This window comes from Calothrix anomala FACHB-343 (assembly GCF_014696435.1).
Taxonomy (GTDB): domain Bacteria; phylum Cyanobacteriota; class Cyanobacteriia; order Cyanobacteriales; family Nostocaceae; genus Aulosira; species Aulosira anomala_A.
This window is the reverse complement of record NZ_JACJQG010000036.1, coordinates 58,079-78,559: the sequence shown is the minus strand read 5'-3', so window position 1 is coordinate 78,559 and position 20,481 is coordinate 58,079. Positions and strand designations below refer to the sequence as shown.

The window sequence follows — 20,481 nt, the reverse complement described above, 5'->3', positions numbered from 1 at the left end:
TTCACTTAGTCTGATTAACAATACGTTCTTGATATTCTTCTTCTGTTATCATATCCTCTATGCTCTCTAATCTATCTACAAACAGGATACCTTCAAGATGGTCATATTCATGTTGAAAGATTCGCGCGACAAAATCAGTTAATTCTTGTGTTTGTAAATTGCCATAACGGTCTGTATATTCAACTGTAATTTTTTGATATCTTGGCACAAATCCTCTAATTCCAGGAACGCTCAAACAACCTTCCCAACCTTTTACTACTTCGTTAGAATGAGCAATAATTTTTGGATTAATCATTGCAGTTGGTGCCATTTCTGGCGCATGGGGATATCTGGGATTAGGACGCGATGCGACAATAAATAAACGATGAGATTCGGCAATTTGTGGTGCAGCAATACCTACGCCATTAGCTTGAGCAACTGTTTCAATTAAATCGTCAATGAGTTTTTGGATTTCTGGGTTGTGGATATTATCAATTGAGGTTGATTGCTGGCGTAGGATAGGATTGCCTATTTGAATAATTGGCAGTAAATCAGACATTTAATTAACTCCTTTTTTAATGTCTTTTGATATAACAATTAAATTTTGGTATTCTTCAAGGTGCGTTGCGCTAGGCGACAACACACCCTACAAGATTTTTAACACAATTTGAAATGTAGATTCAAGTTGAATAAACAACAAATAAACACGCATAATTTATGGGTGTTTATAACAGGTTGATGAGTTAAAAAACCTAAATTTAACTATTTCCTTCCACAGAAAAAACTATCCGAAAGCCACAAATTCTCAATCCACCGTCTGACTCATTCCAACTGCGACTAGCGCTGCGACAAAGTTCTGCGCCAAAACTCCAGGAACCACCACGGAGTACGCGACGATGAATATCACCACCTTCTTCCCAAACTCTAGCGTCTGCGGGTGCGCCTTGATAATTATTGTGCCAAGGATCGGCGCACCATTCCCACACTAGCCCGTGCATGTCGTACAATCCAAAGGCGTTGGCAACTTCAAAACTACCAACGTTGGTGGTTTCTTTGCGGTATTTGGTATCGCTGTAACTACAACTGACTAATTCTGGGGTAATGGTTTCCCCAAAATGAAAGGATGTCTTAGTTCCAGCACGACAAGCATATTCCCATTCAGCTTCGCTAGGTAAACGATATTCGCGTCCGGTTTTTTCGGCTAATCTGGCACAAAATTCCACAGCTTCATGCCAAGATACATTCTCGACTGGACGATTGGGGCCTTTATTTTTGGAGGGGTTGGGATTTAATGATTGTTTAATTTTTGGTAATGTAGAGACAACTTTCCACTGTGCTTGGGTAATCGGGTATTTCCCCATGAAAAAGGGTGCGACTGTAACTAGATGTTGGGGACGTTCATCAGCATCACCTTCACATTCTGGGGAACCCATCATGAAAGTACCGCCAGGAATTGAAACCATTTCTAGGGCGATCGCTTTTCCCAATTCTTCGGTAAAGTATTTACTATACATGCGATCGCGGTTTACTTCTCTACCACCTGTGTCTACGGTGACGACATCAAATTCAAAGTTTTGTAAGGAAGGTAGGGGTTTGATGGGTTTTTGTTGTTTTGTCTTTGGTGTTCCCGTTAGTAATAGTCGCTGGGAAATCGCGAAAATCTCTGCTTCTAGAGTTGATGTGGTGGTAGATTTTAAATCATTCAAAACTTCGTTGGCGGTTTGATATCTATCTTTCGGTAAATGTTGCAGCAGTTTATCTAGTATTTTCGCTAAACCATCACTAATGGTAATGCCATGTTCTTGTAATTTCTCTGGCCATAACCATTGAGCATTCATGGCATCATACAGATTATCTTTAATGTTGCCATCACCGTTTTGTAAGGGCAAACATTGAGTTAATAGGCGAATACAAGTTACGCCTAAAGCATATAAATCGCTAGCATGACAAGCAAAACCAGCCATTTGTTCTGTAGGCGCATAACCAATTGTATAAATGACTGTAGCTTGTTTCGCTAAACTGGTTTGGGTTACTTGTTTCGCGCCACCAAAATCAATTAATACTGGTTTCCCATCGCTATCGCGGCGAATAATATTTTCTGGTTTAATATCGCGATGAATTACATTGCGTGAATGAATAAAATCGAGAACTGGCAATATATCAGTTAATAATTGCCGAATTTCATTTTCCGTAAAGCATTGTTTTTGAACTTCTTGTAACAGGGTTCTACCTTGAATAAATTCTTGGACTAGATATAAACTAGAACCTTGTTCAAAGTAAGCTAATAATCGGGGAATTTGGGTGTGATTTTCTCCTAATTCATACAGCCGAAATGCTTCTTCTTTAAAGAATTCTGCGGCTTTCTGACGTTGTCCTGTACCTTGAACTTGAGGAAAAAATTGCTTGATGACGCAAGGCGCATCTAGTCTATCTGCGTCTTCGGCTGCATAAGTTCTACTAAAACCGCCTTCACCTAATAGTCTTAAAACACGGTAGCGGTTGCGCAACATTTTGCCAAAGTTGCTTTGTCCGCAACTTATACAAAATACATTGCCGTCATGATTGAAGGGATTTGAGCAATTGGGATTTTGGCAGATTTGCATAATGTAGGGTAGGTAGCATCTTGTCCAAAGTTAGCCCCAATATTATCTAAAGTAAAAACAGATTAACAGACAAATAAATATGCACAGATTAAATCTGTGTAGATAATTAAATGATGCAATTAAGATGGAGCCATTTGATTTATTTGTTGAACTCTGTTTGTAACTTTTTAAATAGGTGTAAATATAAGAGCAATTATTTTTATTACATAAGAATAATAATAGTAATTTCCTATATTTGTCAACAGAATTAGAGTTGTATTACCAAATACAACTAATTAGTAAATTTATTAATTGCTGTAGCGAAATTCAAAGCGGCTTGCTTAAAGGTTTTGACTGTTAATTAACCGCTAATTTTTAATTTTCATCTCCGTAAGCGCGAATTAATTCGGCTACAAAAGCGACGAAGGCAGAAATTAAAATTAAGATGACGCTCAAAGCATTAATATCTGGTTTTACTCCGGTTCTAATGCGACTAAAAATTTCCATTGGTAAGGTGTTATAACCACTACCTGCGGTAAAACTGGCAATCAGGAAGTCATCTAAACTCAAGACAAAAGCTAATAGACAACCCGCAATAATACCAGGCATTAATTGAGGTAATAATACTTTGATAAAAGCCTGTACTGGTGTTGCGCCTAAATCTAAAGCTGCTTCTTCCAGGTGAGGGTTTAAGTGCGCCAAGCGGGAAGAAACGACTAAGCCGACGTAGGCGAGGCAAAATACTACATGGGCGGCAATAATTGTCCACAAACTTAAGGGAATGGCAAATGCGGCTAAAAAGACGAGGGTGGCGACTGCGATCGCAATATCGGGAATAATCAACGGTAAATAAGCTATCCCCTGATACAATTTCTTCAGGGGAAACTGATAACGCGCTAAACCTACAGCCATTAATGTTCCTAAGACTGCGGAAATTGCTACTGCGCTAAAGGCAACGATTAAACTATTCTGCAAAGCTGAAGCAATACGCTCATCGCTGAATAATTGCCGATACCAATCGAGAGTAAATCCTTGCCAACTGGCACTGTAAGGCGATTTGTTGAAGCTATAAAAAGATAGTACCAGTATAGGCAGGTACATAAAGATAAATATAATTACTGATAAAACCGCCTGCCAAACGACACGCGGTTTTTTTGAGGAGGAAGAGATATTCACGTTAAGGTGGTTAGATAAATTTTAATCAGCCAATAATTATATTCTGACTATGTTTAGCAGTCAAGATAAGTAGTTACACGCGATCGAACAAAGGCAGAGGGCAGAGGGCAGAAGGCAGAAGTCAAGAAAACAGAATTTTTCCCTTTGCCAAAAGGAACACAAAGAAGGTATTCGCAAATAATTGAGAGTTGACTGTAGCAGCAAGACTTAAGCATCTGGAAACAGATGATTTGATTGCTAAATCAATCAATTGCACAATTATTTGTAGCGGAGCATAAATATAGAGAAGTCTTATATATTGGCTCAAAAAGCATTTTTTTACCTCTGAAGTATCAGATAAATTCCCTATAAAGATAGAAGAAAAGACTTAAACTAAAATTTTACTATTCTCTAGTAATTCAGAATACGCTTGGCGTTCACAGGGTGCTTTGAGCTTAGGTTGCATTGCTGAAAATTATTCATTAACCATGCAACTTGCAAAGCAGAAATATCTCAGCCAAGACTAAATTTTTAGGAGGTTTGTGATGCGAATTGCTCAAATAGCCCCACTATGGGAGAGAGTCCCACCTCCCGCTTATGGAGGTATAGAGTTAGTAGTGGGGTTGCTAACTGATGAACTGGTGCGACGCGGACATGAAGTGACATTATTTGCGTCGGGAGATTCTATCAGTTTGGCAGAGCTGCGATCGGTTCACCCTCGTGCTTTGAGACTCGATCCCTATGTCAAGGAATATGGTATTTATGAGATGTTGCAATTGGGTTCAGTCTACGAGCAAGCCGACGAATTTGATATCATTCATTCTCACATGGGTTGTGCAGCATTACCCTACGCGAATCTCGTAAAAACTCCTACAGTTCATACGTTGCATGGTATTTTTACCCCTGACAACGAAAAGATGTTTCAATTTGCCAAAAATCAACCTTATATCAGCATTTCTGAGGCGCAACGCGAAACTAAATTAGGGTTGAATTATGTAGCTACTGCATATAACGGAATTGATGTTAGCAGTTATCAATTTCACGCTCAACCCAACGATCCCCCTTATCTAGCATTTTTAGGTAGGATATCGCCAGAGAAAGGAACCCATTTAGCGATACAAGTTGCTAAACAATCTGGTTGGCATTTAAAAATTGCTGGGAAAGTAGATGTTGTTGATGTGGAATATTACGAGAAAGAAGTTAAACCCTTAATTGATGGTAAGCAAATAGAATATTTAGGTGAAGCCAACCACGAGCAAAAAAATGCTCTGATGGGAGGTGCTGTAGCTACCTTATTTCCTATTACTTGGCGCGAACCATTTGGGTTAGTCATGGTGGAATCTATGGCTGCGGGAACACCAGTAATTGCCATGAAACTCGGCTCGACAGTGGAAGTCATTGATGATGGTAAAACAGGCTTTCTCTGCGAAAATACTGATGAGTTTGTCAGTGCGATCGCTAAAGTTGCAGATTTAAATCGCTACGCCTGCAGACAGCATGTAGAAAACCGCTTTAGCTTGCAAAAGATGACAGACAGTTATGAAGCCGTGTATCGCCAAATTTTGCAAAAGCGATTTGCCGAAAATGGTCGTTCTCATAGCCTAGTCGGTTTAGGCGCAAGCAGCATTTAGGTGGACTTTTCTAGTTCACCTTTTTATTAGCTAGAAAACACAAGCAAAACTTCTCTCTAGACACATACAGATAAACATCTACGGGCGACGATGTTTATCTGTTTTTTTGTCAACCGTCAACCGTCAACCGTCAACCGTCAACCGTCAACCGTCAACCGTCAACCGTCAACCATCAACCCCATCTGTAAATCTTCTGCCATATTTGCAGGACATATACCATAAATATGGTTAATATATTTAAACAATGTTAAATCTACTGAATTTAACAGGTTTTCATCAACAATGAGCGCTTTAGCTACAGGGTGTATTTTTTATGGCGCTTTCAGGCTTTTACAAGTCTGAACTCTTAGTATATTAGGTGTTATCTCCCACGGCTTCATAATACTTAATATTTATTTGAGCAAAAACCAGTTTTTTGAACTCATGACTGTGTATATCCCAATAGGCAATTGGTGAATATGTTGAGTAACATAATCGACATACTATTAATTCAGAGTATAAAAATTTATTCTATCTTCACAGGAGTGCTGTCACGGTGATTTCCCCTATTGTGTTTCCTAGAGATCGTAGGTCTGAAATTCTGCCAGCAACGGTAGTTGCTAAGAGCGATCGCCCATTTTCTACCGCAAATTTGAGACTGAATCCAGTTAATCGCGTCTCCGTATTATCTTTGAGTGTTGGTATCAGTTTAGCTCTGTTGACTTTCCTGGGAAGCGGTGTTGGTGGTGCTTTCGGACAAGTGCCGCCTGTGGGAGAAAAGCAAATTTCTCAGGTAAACGAGCTGTTTGTCAACCCGGCGACTGGCGAAGATAAAGAAGGTAATGGTGGGGAAAGCAATCCTTTTAAAACTATTACCCAAGCATTACAGAAAGCTACGCCTAACACCGTAATTACCCTGAGTCCAGGTACTTATAGCAGTGAAACTGGTGAGTCGTTTCCTTTAATCCTCAGACAAGGCGTTTCTCTTCAAGGTAACCCTAGTAATCAAGGTCAAGGGATTACAATTCAGGGTGGCGGTGAATACCTCAGCCGCAGTTATGGCGGTCAAAATGTAGCAATTGTCGGCGCAAACCAAGCAGGTTTAACTGGGCTAACTGTAACTAATCCCAATCCCAGGGGTTATGGTGTATGGATTGAGTCTAGTAATTCAGTAGTTTCACAGAACACATTTACTGGAAATACTCAGGATGGGGTATTTGTAACGGGAACTGCGACACCCACTATTAGCCAGAATACCTTTTATCGCAATGGCGCTAATGGGATTACCCTTGCGGGTACTTCTCAAGCTCAGGTAAGAGAGAATGTGTTTCAAGAAACTGGCTATGGAATTAATATTGCTCAAAATGCGACTCCGATTATTTTAAATAATCAAATTCTACAAAACAGATCTGGTATAGTCGTTCAAGCTAACGCTCGCCCAGTCTTACGCAATAATATTATTGAAGGTAGTAAAGAAGATGGCATGGTAGCGATCGCGCAAGCTATGCCAGATTTAGGTAATAGTGCTGAACCTGGTGGTAATCAATTTCGCAATAATGCCCGTTACGACATTAACGCCAATGCCGCCAAACAGGTAATTACTGCTGTCGGGAATAATCTCGCAAGCGATCGCATTGCTGGTAGAGTTAATCTTCAAGTTCCTAGAACACTCATCGCTAGTAATACCCCTCCCGCATCTAGCGCACAGCAAGAAGTACCAAATACAGGTGAGATTATCTTCTCTGCGCCGGGAATGGCGGAAACTCCTAGCCAAGTAAACATCCCAGCTAATAACAGTAATTCGCCTAATAACCTAAATATTGGCAGATTGAATCCCCAACTATTACCACTGCATCCAGCCAATACATCACGCAACCTTCCTAAACCGAATCCAGTCGTTACTACACCTACCCCAACAGTTAACTCATCAGTTCCTGGCTTTCCTGTTCCCAGCAGCTTGGTAGGCGGACAAACACCAGTAGCAAATGTACCTCCTGTAACTAATTCGGGCAATGTACCTCAGTTAAATTACGTACAAATTAATCCTAGCGCAATCGAGTTTACCCCACCCCAACCGCCCAGCAACTCTGTAGTTAAGCCAGCATCCAGAGCTAGAGGTAAAAAACAGTCGTCACAAAGGCGACCTGTTGCATCTACGGGTTCTAATATTTTGCCTGTTCCTAGTTCCAATATCCCGATGGGTAATACTCGGAATATGCGCCGAGTCCCCGTACCGGACAGTTATCCAACTGGGAATTATGGCGTAGCTACACCAAATAATATCGCACCTAATAGCGCACCCATAAATCCAGATTCCTTACCCAATGCAGTAGCGCCCATAGGTAACAGTCCCATACCCGATAGTGCTATGACGCCGATGGGTAATAGTCCAACTTCCTACAACAATACAACACCCATCAATCCAGATTCCTTACCCAATGCAGTAGCGCCAATGGGTAGCAATCCCCCATCATACACAACAGGGTTTGCACCAATGGGTGTACGTTTCCGCGTATTAGTGGAAGTCGCCAGCGAAAGGGATCAAGAAGTAGTCAGATATCTTGTTCCTGGTTCTTTCTCCACTGTTTCCCAAGGACGCAACTTCATGCAAGCGGGCGTATTTAGCAATCGCTCAAACGCTGAAGGGGTAGTGAATATGCTCAACACCAATGGTTTAAGAGCGATGATTCAAGTGTTGAATTAGGGGCTAAGGAAGGGAAGGAGGACAAATGATAATTGTACAGACGCGATTCATCGCGTCTCTGATTAATCGCGTCTCTAACTGTTCACTCCCCTGCTATCTCTCGATACGCTTGTTGGCAATGCTCATAATTTTCTGGCAAAATTTCGGCATTGCTAAAACACAATTGTTCGTGAGTGGTAATTAAAGTTTCATAGGGTTGGATGGGGGTGACAGAGGAACGTAGCAATTGCAAATATTCGCCATCAGTGCGGCTGGGTTGATGGCGAATGACGCTGCGATCGTGCAATTGCTGCAATAAAGCGAGATATAATGAACGACAAGCTTCTCGGTAATTACCCTGACGATAAAATTGTTGCGATCGCTCTAACAATAAACCAATAGATAATTCATTAGATGCGGTTGCTGGGTTATTTGCAAAATTATTACCTCTACTCCTTAACCAAGCATAGATATAGGGGCGGAATTCTCTCCACAATCGCCAAGCCAACCAAATCAACAATCCGCCAACAACCAACCAAAACAAAAAATAGAGTACCTTCGCTAACCAAGGACTAATAGCCCATTGTTGAGGCCATTCTGGTAGCGCCGATTGAAATCGGGAAAATTCATATTCTATCCATTCACTCACTTGTTGGCGTAACTGAGAAAGCTGCCAATCCCAGCTTGTTTTTTCAAAAGAATCTGTTGGCATAGGAAATTGGGAAAGGGGGTTAACAATTCAAAATTCAAAATTCAAAATTCAAAATTCAAAATTCAAAATTCAAAACAATTTCAGACGGAGATTTAAACCCAGTCTGAAAATTATACTACGTATAGGCGTATGGGTCTTAAACCCTTTTATTTACGATAACAAGGGGAAGGAGGAAAACAGATTTTTACCGAGCTAAAGTGAGAATCGATATAACATATTTCCCTCTTCGTTGACTTCAAAGGTAGCATTGGGTTCTTTAGCTTTGTCATCTAAATATTGTTTAGCATCCTTGATTGATATTTCCGCATTTCTCGCTAGTTGAAACACAGTTATACTACCAGCGTTATTATCAACTAATTCTAAGAATATTAAGCTAATACGCTTTTGTTCTGCTTCTAAAATTAATGCTTGTTCCTTGCGCTTTTGCTGTGCTAAAGACCAAATTAACCAGCCGCCTATAGCGGTTGACGGCAGAGTAAGAATAGTTAAAGCAGCTATAGCATCGCTTTTATCTTTAGGGGTAGTTTGCGGATTGAGAATATCTACAACCGCCATTGTAGAAAATGGTATACCAAATAATAGAAAACATATTGCCAAAAGTTTTTTAACTACTTTCATATCATTTTTTTCCAGTCGCGCTATCACTAATATTGAATGCGGCGAGTTTAGACAGGGAAATACAAAAATAATATGTTTATTATATCAAGTATAATCAAACACTTATTTTCCTATATATACCACAATGTAGCGCAGATTGTTTTGACGATAAATGTAGTTCAATTACTAGAAAATATGTAGTTATGTAAAAATTTCCTTTTGATGCGATCGCAATTAGCCGTTCTTAGTCCTAAGTATTAACACTGAGTTTTATCTACCATTTATGAACGGTGACTGTAGTAGCCTCGGAAAGGGACTTCCAGAGAATAAATTACTCAATTTATTTAAGCAGATTTTTCTTTACTCCCCCTGCTCCCTGCCCCCTGCCCCTCTGCCTGCATAGCGATTGGTTATTTTTTTAATTGGAAGTCCCAAATTCTTCTGTGTGATTTTTACAGGGCTGTGTTTTGGAATCTGAGATGATTGGGGATGATGGCGATTTTGCACCAATACTAATGCTGCAACTGCAAGCAGAAAATAGCCAAAGGTTTTCTGAAGTTTCTGCGCGGGGACAAACTGCGCTAAATATGCACCGGGAATTGTGCCTAAACTGGCAGCAACGATAAAGGATAGCATCAGATTCCAGTTAAGTGAGACTTGCCCCAGATAACCCAAAAAGCCTGTAACTGAATTGAAGACAATAATTAGCAGTGATGTGCCGATCGCCTTTTTCATCGGTACATTTCCTAATAGTACCAAAGCTGGGACGATCGCAAATCCACCACCAACACCCACCAATCCAGTTAATATCCCCACGCCTAAGCCTTCAGTCATTAACCACAACCAGCAATATTTACATACAGGTCGGGGATAAAATGCTAACTGTGGATCTGGGGTGCTAGGCTGAGAACTCCGGCGAATCATAAATACTGCTGCTAACAACATCATGATGGCAAACAGCATCATTTGCAAGCTTTCGGTGATGATGGGGAGTGTGGCAATTTTCGCCCCGATAAATGCACCCAACATTGTGGCGGAACCAAATATCATTGCTGTCTTCAAGCTGACATTTTTGGCTCGCCAATGGGGAATTACTCCCAGTAAACTAACTGTACCGACAATTACCAGAGTCATAGCGATCGCAGATTTTGGCGGTACACCCATGACGTAAACTAAGATGGGCAACGCCAGCACCGAACCACCACCGCCAATTAAGCCCAAGCTTAAGCCAATACAAGCAGCTAGTATATGTCCGACAATCCACAGTGTCATACAATACTCCGCTTGTTATAGGGAAGTTTCGCCAGCATCATCCCCAATATACAAGTGTCTGTTATACCTGAATAGATTAAGCCGACTCCCATTACGCCGCTAAGAATTAGAAACCAAGGAGAAATAACAACTCCTAGCAATGTACCGATTAATACTGATGAGCCTGTAATAATTTGAACTTGGCGCAGTAAGCTAATTGGGGTTTTGCGGTTAATGTTGGTAGGATAACCAGCCTCTTTCCATGCACCAATCCCACCGTTTAAATGAGTAACGGTTGCAAACCCAGCACTAAATAGCTTTTGGGCTGCCATTGCCGAGCGATTACCAGAGCGACAGTAGAGAACGATGCTACCATCTTGAGGAATCTTGCGCGGGTCAAAGTTGGAGAGAGAAACTAATGTTGCGCCTGGGATATGTTCCCCTGCATACTCAGCTGGTTCGCGCACATCAATCAGTGTCACAGCTTTTTGTTCTACTAGCTGTTTGAGAGTTTGGGCACTTACAGTTTGTAATTTGTTCACACCAGAAGTAGTCATCGAATTGTATCCTTGCAATGAAAAGGCAGAGGGCAGACGGCAGAAGTAAAGAGCTTTTGAAGTATATTTTTTTGGCTGTATATTCAACTAAGCGGCGGCGCTACCGCAACGCTGATTTGCTGGAACGGCTTGTTGAATTTTGTTGGGTTGGGGTAGGTTGAGATTTGCCATCAGTTGGACAAATTCGCTGCGGCTACGTCCGGTTAATCGTGGGTTCCATTGTTTCTCTTCACCAATAGTAGAAACTGTCTGTCCGCGATAATCGTGACCGGGATAAACTAAGGTTTCATCGGGTAAGGTAAATAATCTCTGAGTGATCCCGTCATACATAACTTCTGCATTCCCGCTTTGGAAGTCAGTTCGTCCGCAACCACGAATCAGTAGCGCGTCTCCAGTTAACAAGTGAGTACCATTAACCAGATATGCATTATGGCTGTCGGTATGACCGGGAGTGGCGATCGCTTCTATTTTCACAGTCCCTAATTCTAAGATTTCGCTATCTTTCATTAAGCGGTCTGCACAAGCAACTTGCGCATTCTCTGGTACGATTCCTTGACAACCTGTTAACTCTCGCAGTTTTGCTGTACCTGTAATATGGTCGGCGTGAATATGAGTTTCTAGACAGTATTTGAGAGTTAGTCCTAGTTCATTGAGCAATTTGATATCCCGTTCTACTTGCTCTAATACCGGATCGACTAAGACCGCAAATTTAGTTGCGCGATCGGCAATTAAATACGTATATGTACTTGTTTCTGGGTCAAATAGTTGTCTAAATAACATCATGACTGACTCCGATAATCTTTCTTGCTACTCATCTTATTTCATAATACTACTATATAGTAATATAGTGAAAATTGTCTAGATATTTTGCAAAAAGATAATTGAAATTCATGATTAGTAAGCCTTTCTACTCTATGTCATCACAGGAACGGCGACGGCAGTAATACCGTAAGCCCCATAGAGAAGTAACTAAAATCACAATCTTGAAGACAATAGGACTGAAAACAAAACTAATAAATAGACTGACTACGGCAATCGTGCTGGTTAAAACTACTACTATTTCTTCACGATGGAAGTAGAATCGGAGAAACATGGCGACCAGTGCAATACTAAATGCTAGAAGCGAGGATGTATACATAGAAATGCACCTTGTGAAAGAGTCAATAGTCAAGGGTCAACAGTCTTGAGTCCGTAGGGGCGGGTTTATTTGGAACTTTGTTAATCAATGAGGATATCGGTGAACCCGCCCCTACAGTTGTCATTTTTCAGGGAAATGAAGTAAGCAGAAGTCACAATCTGCTGTATTTCTTCCTCATACTCTATTCCTCAAAAACTGCCATAGCGTAAAAACCTGAAATTGAATGTAAAGATTTTTATGATTTTAATTTACCAACAGCTTTTATTACTATATAGTTATATCATAAGATAGTAGTTATAAGGTAAAACTGCTGGAGTAAGTCAGTTGCAGACGCCACGAGACGGTATCAGTGAGCAAACCTTGTAACTAGTGAGAGCTGGTTGACTCTAGCTTGATTAAATAGTTACCGGGGGGAATTTTATGGCTCGAATTGTGGTGATTGGTGCGGGAATCGGCGGATTACCCGTTACCTACGAACTGCGACGACTACTACCAAAACAGCATCAAATTACACTCATTTCCAATACCCCTAAGTTCACTTTTATTCCTTCTCTACCTTGGGTAGGGTTGAATCTGAGAGAACTTGAGAGTATTCAATTAGATGTAAAAGATTTGCTAGTAAATCGCGGGATAGATTGGATATTAGGAGGAGTTAGCCAAATTCAACCAGAATTACAGCAAATCGTTGTCAACGATACTGTAATTGCTTATGACTACATAGTGATTGCGACGGGTGCAGAATTAGCATTAGACGCAATCCCTGGATTGGATCGAGGATATGTGCAATCGGTGTGTAATCCACATCATGCACTCCAAGCTGCCGAATGTTGGAAAAAATTTCTCCAACAGCCAGGGCCAATAGTTGTGGGAGCCGTACCCGGTGCTAGTTGTTTTGGCCCCGCTTACGAGTTTGCATTACTAACAGATTGGCTATTGCGAAAATATGGATTACGCGATCGCGCTTCCATTACCTTCGTCACCCCAGAACCCTATGTTGGACATTTGGGAATTGGGGGAATGGCAAATTCTGCGGAGTTAGTAACTAAATTACTGCAAGAAAAAGAAATTAAAGTACTAGAAAATACTTCTATTAGCTATGTTGGGACAGACACAATTTATTTAGCAAATGGGCGTTCTCTACCCTTTAGTTTTAGTATGTTACTTCCGCCATTTCGCGGGCCGCGTTTCTTACGAGAAGCGCCTGGTTTAACCGATCAAAAAGGATTTTTACCTGTACTACCAACTTACCAACATCCTCAATTTTCCTCCATATATAGCGTAGGAGTAATTACCCAACTCAAACCACCAGAACAAACACCAATTCCCATCGGTGTACCCAAAACCGGACAAATGACAGAAGCAATGGGAATGGCTGTAGCTCATAACATTGCTGTCCAACTGAAAGCAATTTCTGCACCCTTGGTAACACCAACTTTAGAAGCACTTTGTTTAGCCGATTTTGGCGATACAGGAATTGCATTTTTAGCAGACCAAGTTTTACCAGATCCAATTACTCAACAAAGGCGACGAGCTATAGCTAAAGAAGGACTTTGGGTAAGCTGGGCGAAGACTGCTTTTGAGCAATTTTTCTTAGCTAAAATGCGCTGGGGTTTAGCAGTTCCTTGGTTCGAGCATTGGGGATTAAATCTTATGGGTTTAACCCTAGTAAAACCAATTGAGGAATTGGATTTATCACAAAATCCTCAACCTGTGGAAATGAAATAGTCATTTGTCATTGGTCATTGGTCATTTGTCATTTGTAGAAAATGTAGGGTGTGTTGTCGCGTAGCGCAACGCACCGCCCAGAAATCAAAGTTTCGTACTAAATCTGGTTATTTGAAAACTGAATTTATGGGAATAATCGTTATTAAAGATGTATGGAAATTGCGCTAAACCCGAACGAATTAGAATTACTAGCACGCCGCTTTAAAGTTTTAGCAGAACCGACAAGATTGCAAATTTTAGGAGCATTATGCAATCAAGAACAGACTGTGCAGGAAATATGCGATCGCACTGGGCTAAAACAAGGCAACGTCTCTAGACACTTGCAACTAATGAAAGACGCAGGAGTTTTAACCTGTCGCCGTGAGGGTTCTTGGCGCTACTATCGCGTCATCGACACAGAACTTTTATCTATGTGCAAACATGTTTTCCGCAACGTTACGAGGTGAATTATGATACCTTGCCACATCCGACGAATTTTTTCTTGGCTATTACTACTTGGCAGTTTAGCTCTACTGATTTGGGGGAATCAGTAGTTTGTTAGTCATTTGGTATCTCTCCCTAGCCCCTAATCCCTAGTCCCTAAATGGAGTAAAAACATGACAGAATTATTTTCCTCAGAATGGATGCAAGCTTACGCAGAAAAATGGAATCAAGAGCCTGAGTTAGCAGATGCACTCAAACAAATTCATTTCAGTTCCGTAATTGGTTATGGGTTTGAAGATGAGCCAGAACCAAGAGGTGTACTCACTATTATCGATGGAAAAGCCATCCATGCAGAGACCTACAATGGGCAAACACTCAATTGGGACTTACGCGCCGACAAGGATCATTGGCAACAGTGGGTAACTAAGGGCTTAAACATGATGGGATTAAGCATGGCCTATATGTCACGTAAACTGCAATTCCGTGTCGGAGATTATCTTGCCATGATTAAAGATCCACGCATGGCAGGGCCATTTATCAAATCCTTTTCCGTTATGGGTAAAGTTTAGCCCTTTTAGGGAATTCAAAATTCAAAATTCAAAATTCAAAATTAAAGACCCCACCTAATAAATTCAGGGCTTGAATATTGAATTAAAATCACACTCTCTCTGCGCCTCTACGCCTCTGCGCGTGAAACAGGCGCAAGAGAATTACCCCAATCCAAAATCCAAAATCCTGATGAAACGTACTCTCAAAGATAACCAACAAAATCAAGCCCAACCTTTTGACTTAAATGCTAGACAACTGCGATCGCGTCAAGCACAATTCACAATTATCGATGCTCGCAGTTGGATGGAGTACCTTCTTGGGCATATTCCCGGAGCGCGTTACCTCAGCCAAAGCAGTATCTTAGAGGAAATTCCCAAAGACGAATTAATAGTTGTTACTTGTCTGTCAGGACACCGCAGTTTAGCTACAGCCCGTTGGTTAGTGGAGCAAGGCTACTTTAAAGTTTACAACTTGCAAGGCGGCATTATGACATGGCAACAGTTGGGCTATCCTCTGCAACGCGGAAACAATCCCTAGCTAGATAAAACTTATGTTTAACGATCAATCGTCCGTTCACTTGGAAGCTACTCATACAGAAATTACCACAGAACCAGCCCCAGAACTACAACCCAAAAAACCCAAGCGGCTGCGGACGATCGCTTTAATTAGCGTTTTTGCAATCGCTTTTGGGGGTGTGGCTTGGTTGTGGTTATTGCGTCATCCTTCAGAATCAACGGAAACGATAATGGCGCATCTCGAACCCCTAGAAGTGGAAACGACAACAGCCGCCCCAGAATCTATTGCTGGTGGCAGCAGTCTCACTGGTACTATCGAATCTGTAGAAACCGTCACGACAACCAGCCGCATTCAAGGACAAATTCAAAGTTTACCTGTAGCAGAAGGTGACAAAGTTAAAGCCGGTCAAGTCCTCGCCATTATTGATGTTAAAGATATCCAAGCCCAAGGTAATCAAGCATTAGCCGCCATTGCTCAAGCGCAAGCTGGCGTTACAGTCGCTTCAGCCGCAGAAACTCAAGCAATAGCTAGTAAATCTCAAGCTGAAGCACAGTTAAATCAAGCGGAAGCAGCTCAACGTGAAGCCGAAGCCCAACTACAGGAAGCAGAAGCACAGCTAGCTGATGCCCAATTAAATCAACGCCGCATGGCGATGTTACAAAAAGATGGCGCTGTGAGTCAGTCACAGTTAGATCAAGCAAATACACAAGTCGCATTAATCCAAGCCAGAATTAAACAAGCCAAAGCCGGTATCGATCAAGCCAAACGGGGTATCGATCGCGCCAAAGCCGGCGTACAACAAGCCGGTTCCCAAGTCCAGCAAGCCAAAGCCGGTGTAGAACAAGCACGTTCTCAAGTTCAGCAAGCCAAAGCCGGACAACAGCAAACCCTGGCTAACTTAAACTATGGCACTGTCACCGCCCCCTTTACCGGCGTGATTACCAAAAAGCATACAGAAGTGGGTGCGATCGCGGGGCCAGGACAGCCTATAGTGACATTAGAAAGCACCAATCGCCTACGTTTAACTGTCGCAGTCCCAGAATCATTGATTTCTCTAGTTAAATTAGGGGACGAAGTGACAGTACAGTTAGATACTGTTAACCGTTCCGTCAGTGGTCGTGTGCGGCAAATTGTACCTTCTGCTAACTTAACTTCCCGTAGTTTCACGGTAAAAGTTGCTTTAGATAACTCCTATCAATTAATGCCAGGAATGTTTGGGCGCTTAGAATTACCTCGTGAAACGCGCACAGTGATGATGATTCCGAAAAATGCTGTTTTTCAGCGCGGTCAATTAGAAGGTGTTTATGTAATTACAGCGAATAATATTGCTCAATTACGCTGGGTAAAAACTGGCAAAGCGCAAGATAACAAAGTAGAAATTGTTTCCGGGTTAGAAACAGGCGATCGCATTATTATTAGTAATATTGAAGAACTGCATGATGGACAGCAGGTTGTTACTAATAAATAAAGGGTTTTATCTCACGCAGAGGCGCAAAGGCGCAAAGGTGCAACGAATCATGAACTATCTTCTACTCTCTTTACTTCGTGTACTTCGTGTACTTCGCGGTTCGTTTTTTCCAAATCTTACAAAACTGCATATCTTATGAACGGTAAAAGTTCACAACCTAAACTTGGTTTTGTTGGCAATCTAGCCAAAAAATTTATAGCCTCTAAATTAACTCCCCTAATTATTTTAGTTTCATTATTATTAGGCATTGGCGCAACGATAATTCTCCCCCGTGAAGAAGAACCGCAAATTACAGTGCCAATGGCAGATGTATTTGTGCAAATGCCCGGTGCTACAGCCAAGGAGGTAGAACAGCGTGTTACCTTCCCAATGGAGAAGTTAATTAAAGAATTACCCGGTGTTGAGTATGTTTATTCTACTTCTCGCCCTGGTTCATCTGTTGCCATTGTCCGGTTTTATGTTGGTCAAAAAACCGAAGATGCTATTGTCCAATTGTACAACAAACTCTATGCTAACTTCGATAAAATTCCTGCTGGTGTTTCTCAACCTTTAATTAAATCTCGCGCCATTGATGATGTCCCAATTCTTACGCTTACTTTGTGGAGTAATCAAGCCAACGCTACCGACTTACGCCAAATAGCGGCGCAGTTAGATGAGCAGATTAAGCAAGTACCAGATGTTTCAGAAACTACAATTATTGGCGGACAAAAACGACAGTTACGCATCGAACTTGACCCGGTGAGATTAAATGCCTTTGGCTTAACTCCCTTAGATATTTCTCAAGCATTACAGTTACAAAATACCGAACTAGCAAGTGGTGCTTTAAGTCAAAATAATCAATCTTTATTAATTAGAACTCAAAGCTTTATTCGCTCGGCATCAGATGCACAAAATTTAGTTGTGAGTGTAGCGAATAATCAACCTGTATATTTGCGTGATGTAGCTAATATTACCGATGGTGCAGAAGAACCAGCTAGTTATGTATTTTTTGGACAGGGTAAAAAAGCAACTCAGGGTGAAGCGGATGCGGTGACAATTGCGATCGCAAAACGTCAGGGTGCAAATGCAATTCAAGTTTCCCACCATGTATTGCATAAATTAAAGGAAATTCAGCACAATTACATCCCCAACTATGTACAGCTAACAGTCACGCGGGATTATGGCGAAACCGCCGCCGAACGTTCTAACGAGTTGTTAGTCCACATGGGGATTGCAGTAATTTCTGTAACTCTCCTGATGTGGTTTGCACTGGGTAAAAAAGAGGCGATGGTGGTGGCTGTATCCATCCCTGTAACCTTAGCGCTAACTCTGGCTAGTTTTGTATTTTACGGCTTTACCTTAAACCGGGTAACATTTTTTGCGCTAATCTTCTCCATTGGGATTTTAGTTGATGATGCGATCGTGGTGGTAGAAAATGTTGGTCGTCATTTGCAGCTTCCCGAAAACAAAACCCGAATGCAATTATCGCGGAACCGCCAAAAGACGCTACAAAAAATTGTCCTCGAAGCTGTAGACGAGGTGGGAAATCCGACGATTTTGGCGACATTAACCGTAATTGCGGCGATTTTACCAATGGCGTTTGTAGGCGGCTTAATGGGGCCATATATGCGCCCAATTCCTTTAGGAGCCTCCGCCGCCATGATATTCTCAGCTTTAGTGGCGTTTATTGTTGTCCCTTGGGCGACGATGCGATTTTTTAGGAATTATAACACTCATAATCATGGACATGAGGAGGAAGACTTTCTCAGCCGATTGTATCGCCGTTTCATGAGTCCATTAATTGCGCGTCGTCAATGGGGAAACGCCTTTATTGCGGGAACACTAGCCTTATTAATAGCAGCTTTAGGATTAGCGGGATTTCGGTTAGTAATTCTGAAAATGCTACCCTACGACAACAAAAGCGAATTGCAGATTGTTTTAAATATGCCAGAAGGGACAACCCTAGAACAAACGGCGAGGGTAACGCGGGAAATGGGACAATATTTAACCACAGTCCCAGAAGTCACTAATTACCAAAGCTATATCGGCACTGCTTCACCTTACAACTTTAATGGCTTAGTGCGACATTACTTTTTGCGTTCTGGTGCGAATATCGCAGATATGCAGGTGAATTTTTTACCAAAAGGCGATCGCAACAGACAAAGCCATGATATTGCTAAAGCTATCCGCCCGCAATTAAAGCAAATTGCCGATCAGTATAACGCCCGCGTACAAGTAGCAGAAATACCCCCAGGGCCACCAGTATTGCAAACTTTGGTCACTGAAGTCTACGGTGCAGATTACGAAAAACAAATTGAACTAGCGCGACAAATCCGGCAAATTTATCATAATACCGCCGATATTGTCGATGTGGATTGGTACATGGAATCACCACAAACAGAATATAATTTGATAATTGACAGAGAAAAAGCTGCCCTTAATGGTATTAGTCCGGCGCAAATTTCCCAAGTTTTACAAATTGCTCTATCTGGTCAAAATGCGGGTTTACTACATGATGCTAATTCCCGCGAAGATGTAGCGATTAATTTACGCTTAAATCAGGCAAATCGTACCAGTTTAGCAGACCTGAAATCATTAAAAATCAAAGGAGTAAACGGTCATTTAGTAGCCGTCAGCGACTTAATTAAAACCGAAACCACCACAGCAGATCACAGTATTTATCACAAAAACTTACAGCCTGTTGTTTATGTAACTGCTGATGTCGCCGGCAAAGTTGAAAGTGCAGTTTATGCCATGCTCAACGTGCAATCTCAAATCGATAAACTCTCCCATACTAAAGGCTATAACATTGCCACCTACTTTACCGAACAACCGCCAACTACAGAAAAATTTGGTATTAAATGGGATGGTGAATGGCACGTTACATTTGAAGTATTCCGCGATTTAGGAATTGCTTTTGCTGTGGTGTTGGTGTTAATTTATGCCCTTGTTGTCGGTTGGTTTCAATCGTTTATTACTCCCTTAGTAATTATGGCAGCTATTCCCTTTTCTTTAGTAGGAATTATGCCAGCACATTGGTTAATGGGAGCATTTTTCAGCGCTACCTCCATGATTGGCTTTATTGCGGGGGCTGGAATTGTGGTGCGAAATTCAATCATTTTGGTAGATTTTATTGAATTGCGATTGAAAGAGGGAATACCTTTAGAAGAAGCGGTAATTGATGCTGGTGCAGTGCGATTCCGTCCGATGCTATTAACAGCCGCAGCAGTAATAGTTGGTTCGGCAATTATTTTGACTGACCCAATTTTTCAGGGATTAGCAATTTCCTTAATGGCTGGGGAAGTGGCATCTTTGATATTATCGCGGTCGGCTGTGCCAATTTTATATTATAAGGTGTGGCGGGGTAAAAAATCAAAATCGCAAGATGCCCCTATTCCCTCTGTAGTTCAACAAATGAATTGAAAACCGCAGAGAGCGCAGCGAAAAGTGTGGTCTTGGGGGTTTCCCCCATGAACAACTTTTCAAGACAGAGAGCGCAGAGAGAAAACAGATTTATTGAGTCATACCAAATTCTCTGTAAACTTGCACTTGATAAT

Annotated in this window: 18 protein-coding genes; 9 read left to right on the top strand and 9 right to left on the bottom strand. The window is 41.5% G+C overall.

Annotated features, from left to right (window positions below):
- Window position 1: 1 nt before the first annotated feature.
- From def to H6G08_RS20560, 3 genes are all read right to left on the bottom strand, one after another.
- Window positions 2-538 carry a peptide deformylase gene (gene def, locus H6G08_RS20570; RefSeq protein WP_190546250.1) on the bottom strand — a complete coding sequence of 179 codons (537 nt, stop codon included), beginning with the start codon at window positions 536-538 and terminating at the stop codon, window positions 2-4.
- Between the two features lie 199 nt (window positions 539-737).
- Window positions 738-2,582 (bottom strand): bifunctional serine/threonine-protein kinase/formylglycine-generating enzyme family protein, encoded by a 1,845-nt coding sequence (locus tag H6G08_RS20565; RefSeq protein WP_190546248.1) that lies wholly within the window; start codon window positions 2,580-2,582, stop codon window positions 738-740.
- A 354-nt stretch (window positions 2,583-2,936) separates the two neighbouring features.
- Entirely contained in the window at window positions 2,937-3,662 is a 726-nt protein-coding gene (locus tag H6G08_RS20560; protein ID WP_199322672.1) for an ABC transporter permease, read from the bottom strand.
- Between the two features lie 599 nt (window positions 3,663-4,261).
- Between H6G08_RS20560 and H6G08_RS20555 the strand changes: the two genes are divergently transcribed.
- The 3 genes from H6G08_RS20555 (at window position 4,262) to H6G08_RS20550 (ending at window position 8,030) form a co-directional block, all read left to right on the top strand.
- Entirely contained in the window at window positions 4,262-5,347 is a 1,086-nt protein-coding gene (locus tag H6G08_RS20555) for a glycosyltransferase family 4 protein (RefSeq protein ID WP_190546244.1), read from the top strand.
- Between the two features lie 90 nt (window positions 5,348-5,437).
- Window positions 5,438-5,569 carry a hypothetical protein gene (locus H6G08_RS38235; protein ID WP_277877843.1) on the top strand — a complete coding sequence of 44 codons (132 nt, stop codon included), beginning with the start codon at window positions 5,438-5,440 and terminating at the stop codon, window positions 5,567-5,569.
- A 313-nt stretch (window positions 5,570-5,882) separates the two neighbouring features.
- Window positions 5,883-8,030, top strand: coding sequence for a DUF1565 domain-containing protein (locus tag H6G08_RS20550; protein WP_190546242.1), 2,148 nt, complete (start codon window positions 5,883-5,885; stop codon window positions 8,028-8,030).
- A gap of 82 nt (window positions 8,031-8,112) precedes the next feature.
- On the opposite strand, the gene H6G08_RS20545 is transcribed toward H6G08_RS20550, so the two are convergent.
- From H6G08_RS20545 to H6G08_RS20520, 6 genes are all read right to left on the bottom strand, one after another.
- Window positions 8,113-8,721, bottom strand: a complete 609-nt coding sequence (locus tag H6G08_RS20545; RefSeq protein WP_190546240.1) for a DUF4129 domain-containing protein — start codon at window positions 8,719-8,721, stop codon at window positions 8,113-8,115.
- A 192-nt stretch (window positions 8,722-8,913) separates the two neighbouring features.
- Window positions 8,914-9,339 (bottom strand): hypothetical protein, encoded by a 426-nt coding sequence (locus H6G08_RS20540; protein WP_190546238.1) that lies wholly within the window; start codon window positions 9,337-9,339, stop codon window positions 8,914-8,916.
- 339 nt (window positions 9,340-9,678) lie between these two features.
- Entirely contained in the window at window positions 9,679-10,590 is a 912-nt protein-coding gene (locus tag H6G08_RS20535) for a sulfite exporter TauE/SafE family protein (protein ID WP_190546236.1), read from the bottom strand.
- A complete protein-coding gene (locus H6G08_RS20530) occupies window positions 10,587-11,126 on the bottom strand; it encodes a rhodanese-like domain-containing protein (RefSeq protein WP_190546234.1) in 540 nt (179 codons plus the stop codon). Before H6G08_RS20530 ends, H6G08_RS20535 begins: the two co-directional genes overlap by 4 nt.
- 87 nt (window positions 11,127-11,213) lie before the next feature.
- Window positions 11,214-11,906 (bottom strand): MBL fold metallo-hydrolase, encoded by a 693-nt coding sequence (locus H6G08_RS20525; RefSeq protein WP_190546282.1) that lies wholly within the window; start codon window positions 11,904-11,906, stop codon window positions 11,214-11,216.
- Between the two features lie 127 nt (window positions 11,907-12,033).
- Complete coding sequence (locus tag H6G08_RS20520) at window positions 12,034-12,264, bottom strand: hypothetical protein (protein WP_190546232.1); 231 nt, start codon at window positions 12,262-12,264, stop codon at window positions 12,034-12,036.
- A 420-nt stretch (window positions 12,265-12,684) separates the two neighbouring features.
- Between H6G08_RS20520 and H6G08_RS20515 the strand changes: the two genes are divergently transcribed.
- From H6G08_RS20515 to H6G08_RS20490, 6 genes are all read left to right on the top strand, one after another.
- Window positions 12,685-13,989 (top strand): NAD(P)/FAD-dependent oxidoreductase, encoded by a 1,305-nt coding sequence (locus tag H6G08_RS20515; protein WP_190546229.1) that lies wholly within the window; start codon window positions 12,685-12,687, stop codon window positions 13,987-13,989.
- A gap of 152 nt (window positions 13,990-14,141) precedes the next feature.
- Entirely contained in the window at window positions 14,142-14,435 is a 294-nt protein-coding gene (locus H6G08_RS20510) for an ArsR/SmtB family transcription factor (RefSeq protein WP_190546227.1), read from the top strand.
- Between the two features lie 150 nt (window positions 14,436-14,585).
- Window positions 14,586-14,981: an SCP-2 sterol transfer family protein gene (locus H6G08_RS20505; RefSeq protein ID WP_190546226.1), complete on the top strand. Its 396-nt coding sequence runs from the start codon at window positions 14,586-14,588 to the stop codon at window positions 14,979-14,981.
- Window positions 14,982-15,150: 169 nt separating this feature from the next.
- Window positions 15,151-15,498: a rhodanese-like domain-containing protein gene (locus H6G08_RS20500; RefSeq protein ID WP_190546224.1), complete on the top strand. Its 348-nt coding sequence runs from the start codon at window positions 15,151-15,153 to the stop codon at window positions 15,496-15,498.
- 13 nt (window positions 15,499-15,511) lie between these two features.
- Entirely contained in the window at window positions 15,512-16,945 is a 1,434-nt protein-coding gene (locus tag H6G08_RS20495; protein WP_190546222.1) for an efflux RND transporter periplasmic adaptor subunit, read from the top strand.
- A gap of 135 nt (window positions 16,946-17,080) precedes the next feature.
- Complete coding sequence (locus H6G08_RS20490) at window positions 17,081-20,347, top strand: efflux RND transporter permease subunit (protein ID WP_190546220.1); 3,267 nt, start codon at window positions 17,081-17,083, stop codon at window positions 20,345-20,347.
- The last annotated feature ends 134 nt before the right edge of the window (window positions 20,348-20,481 follow it).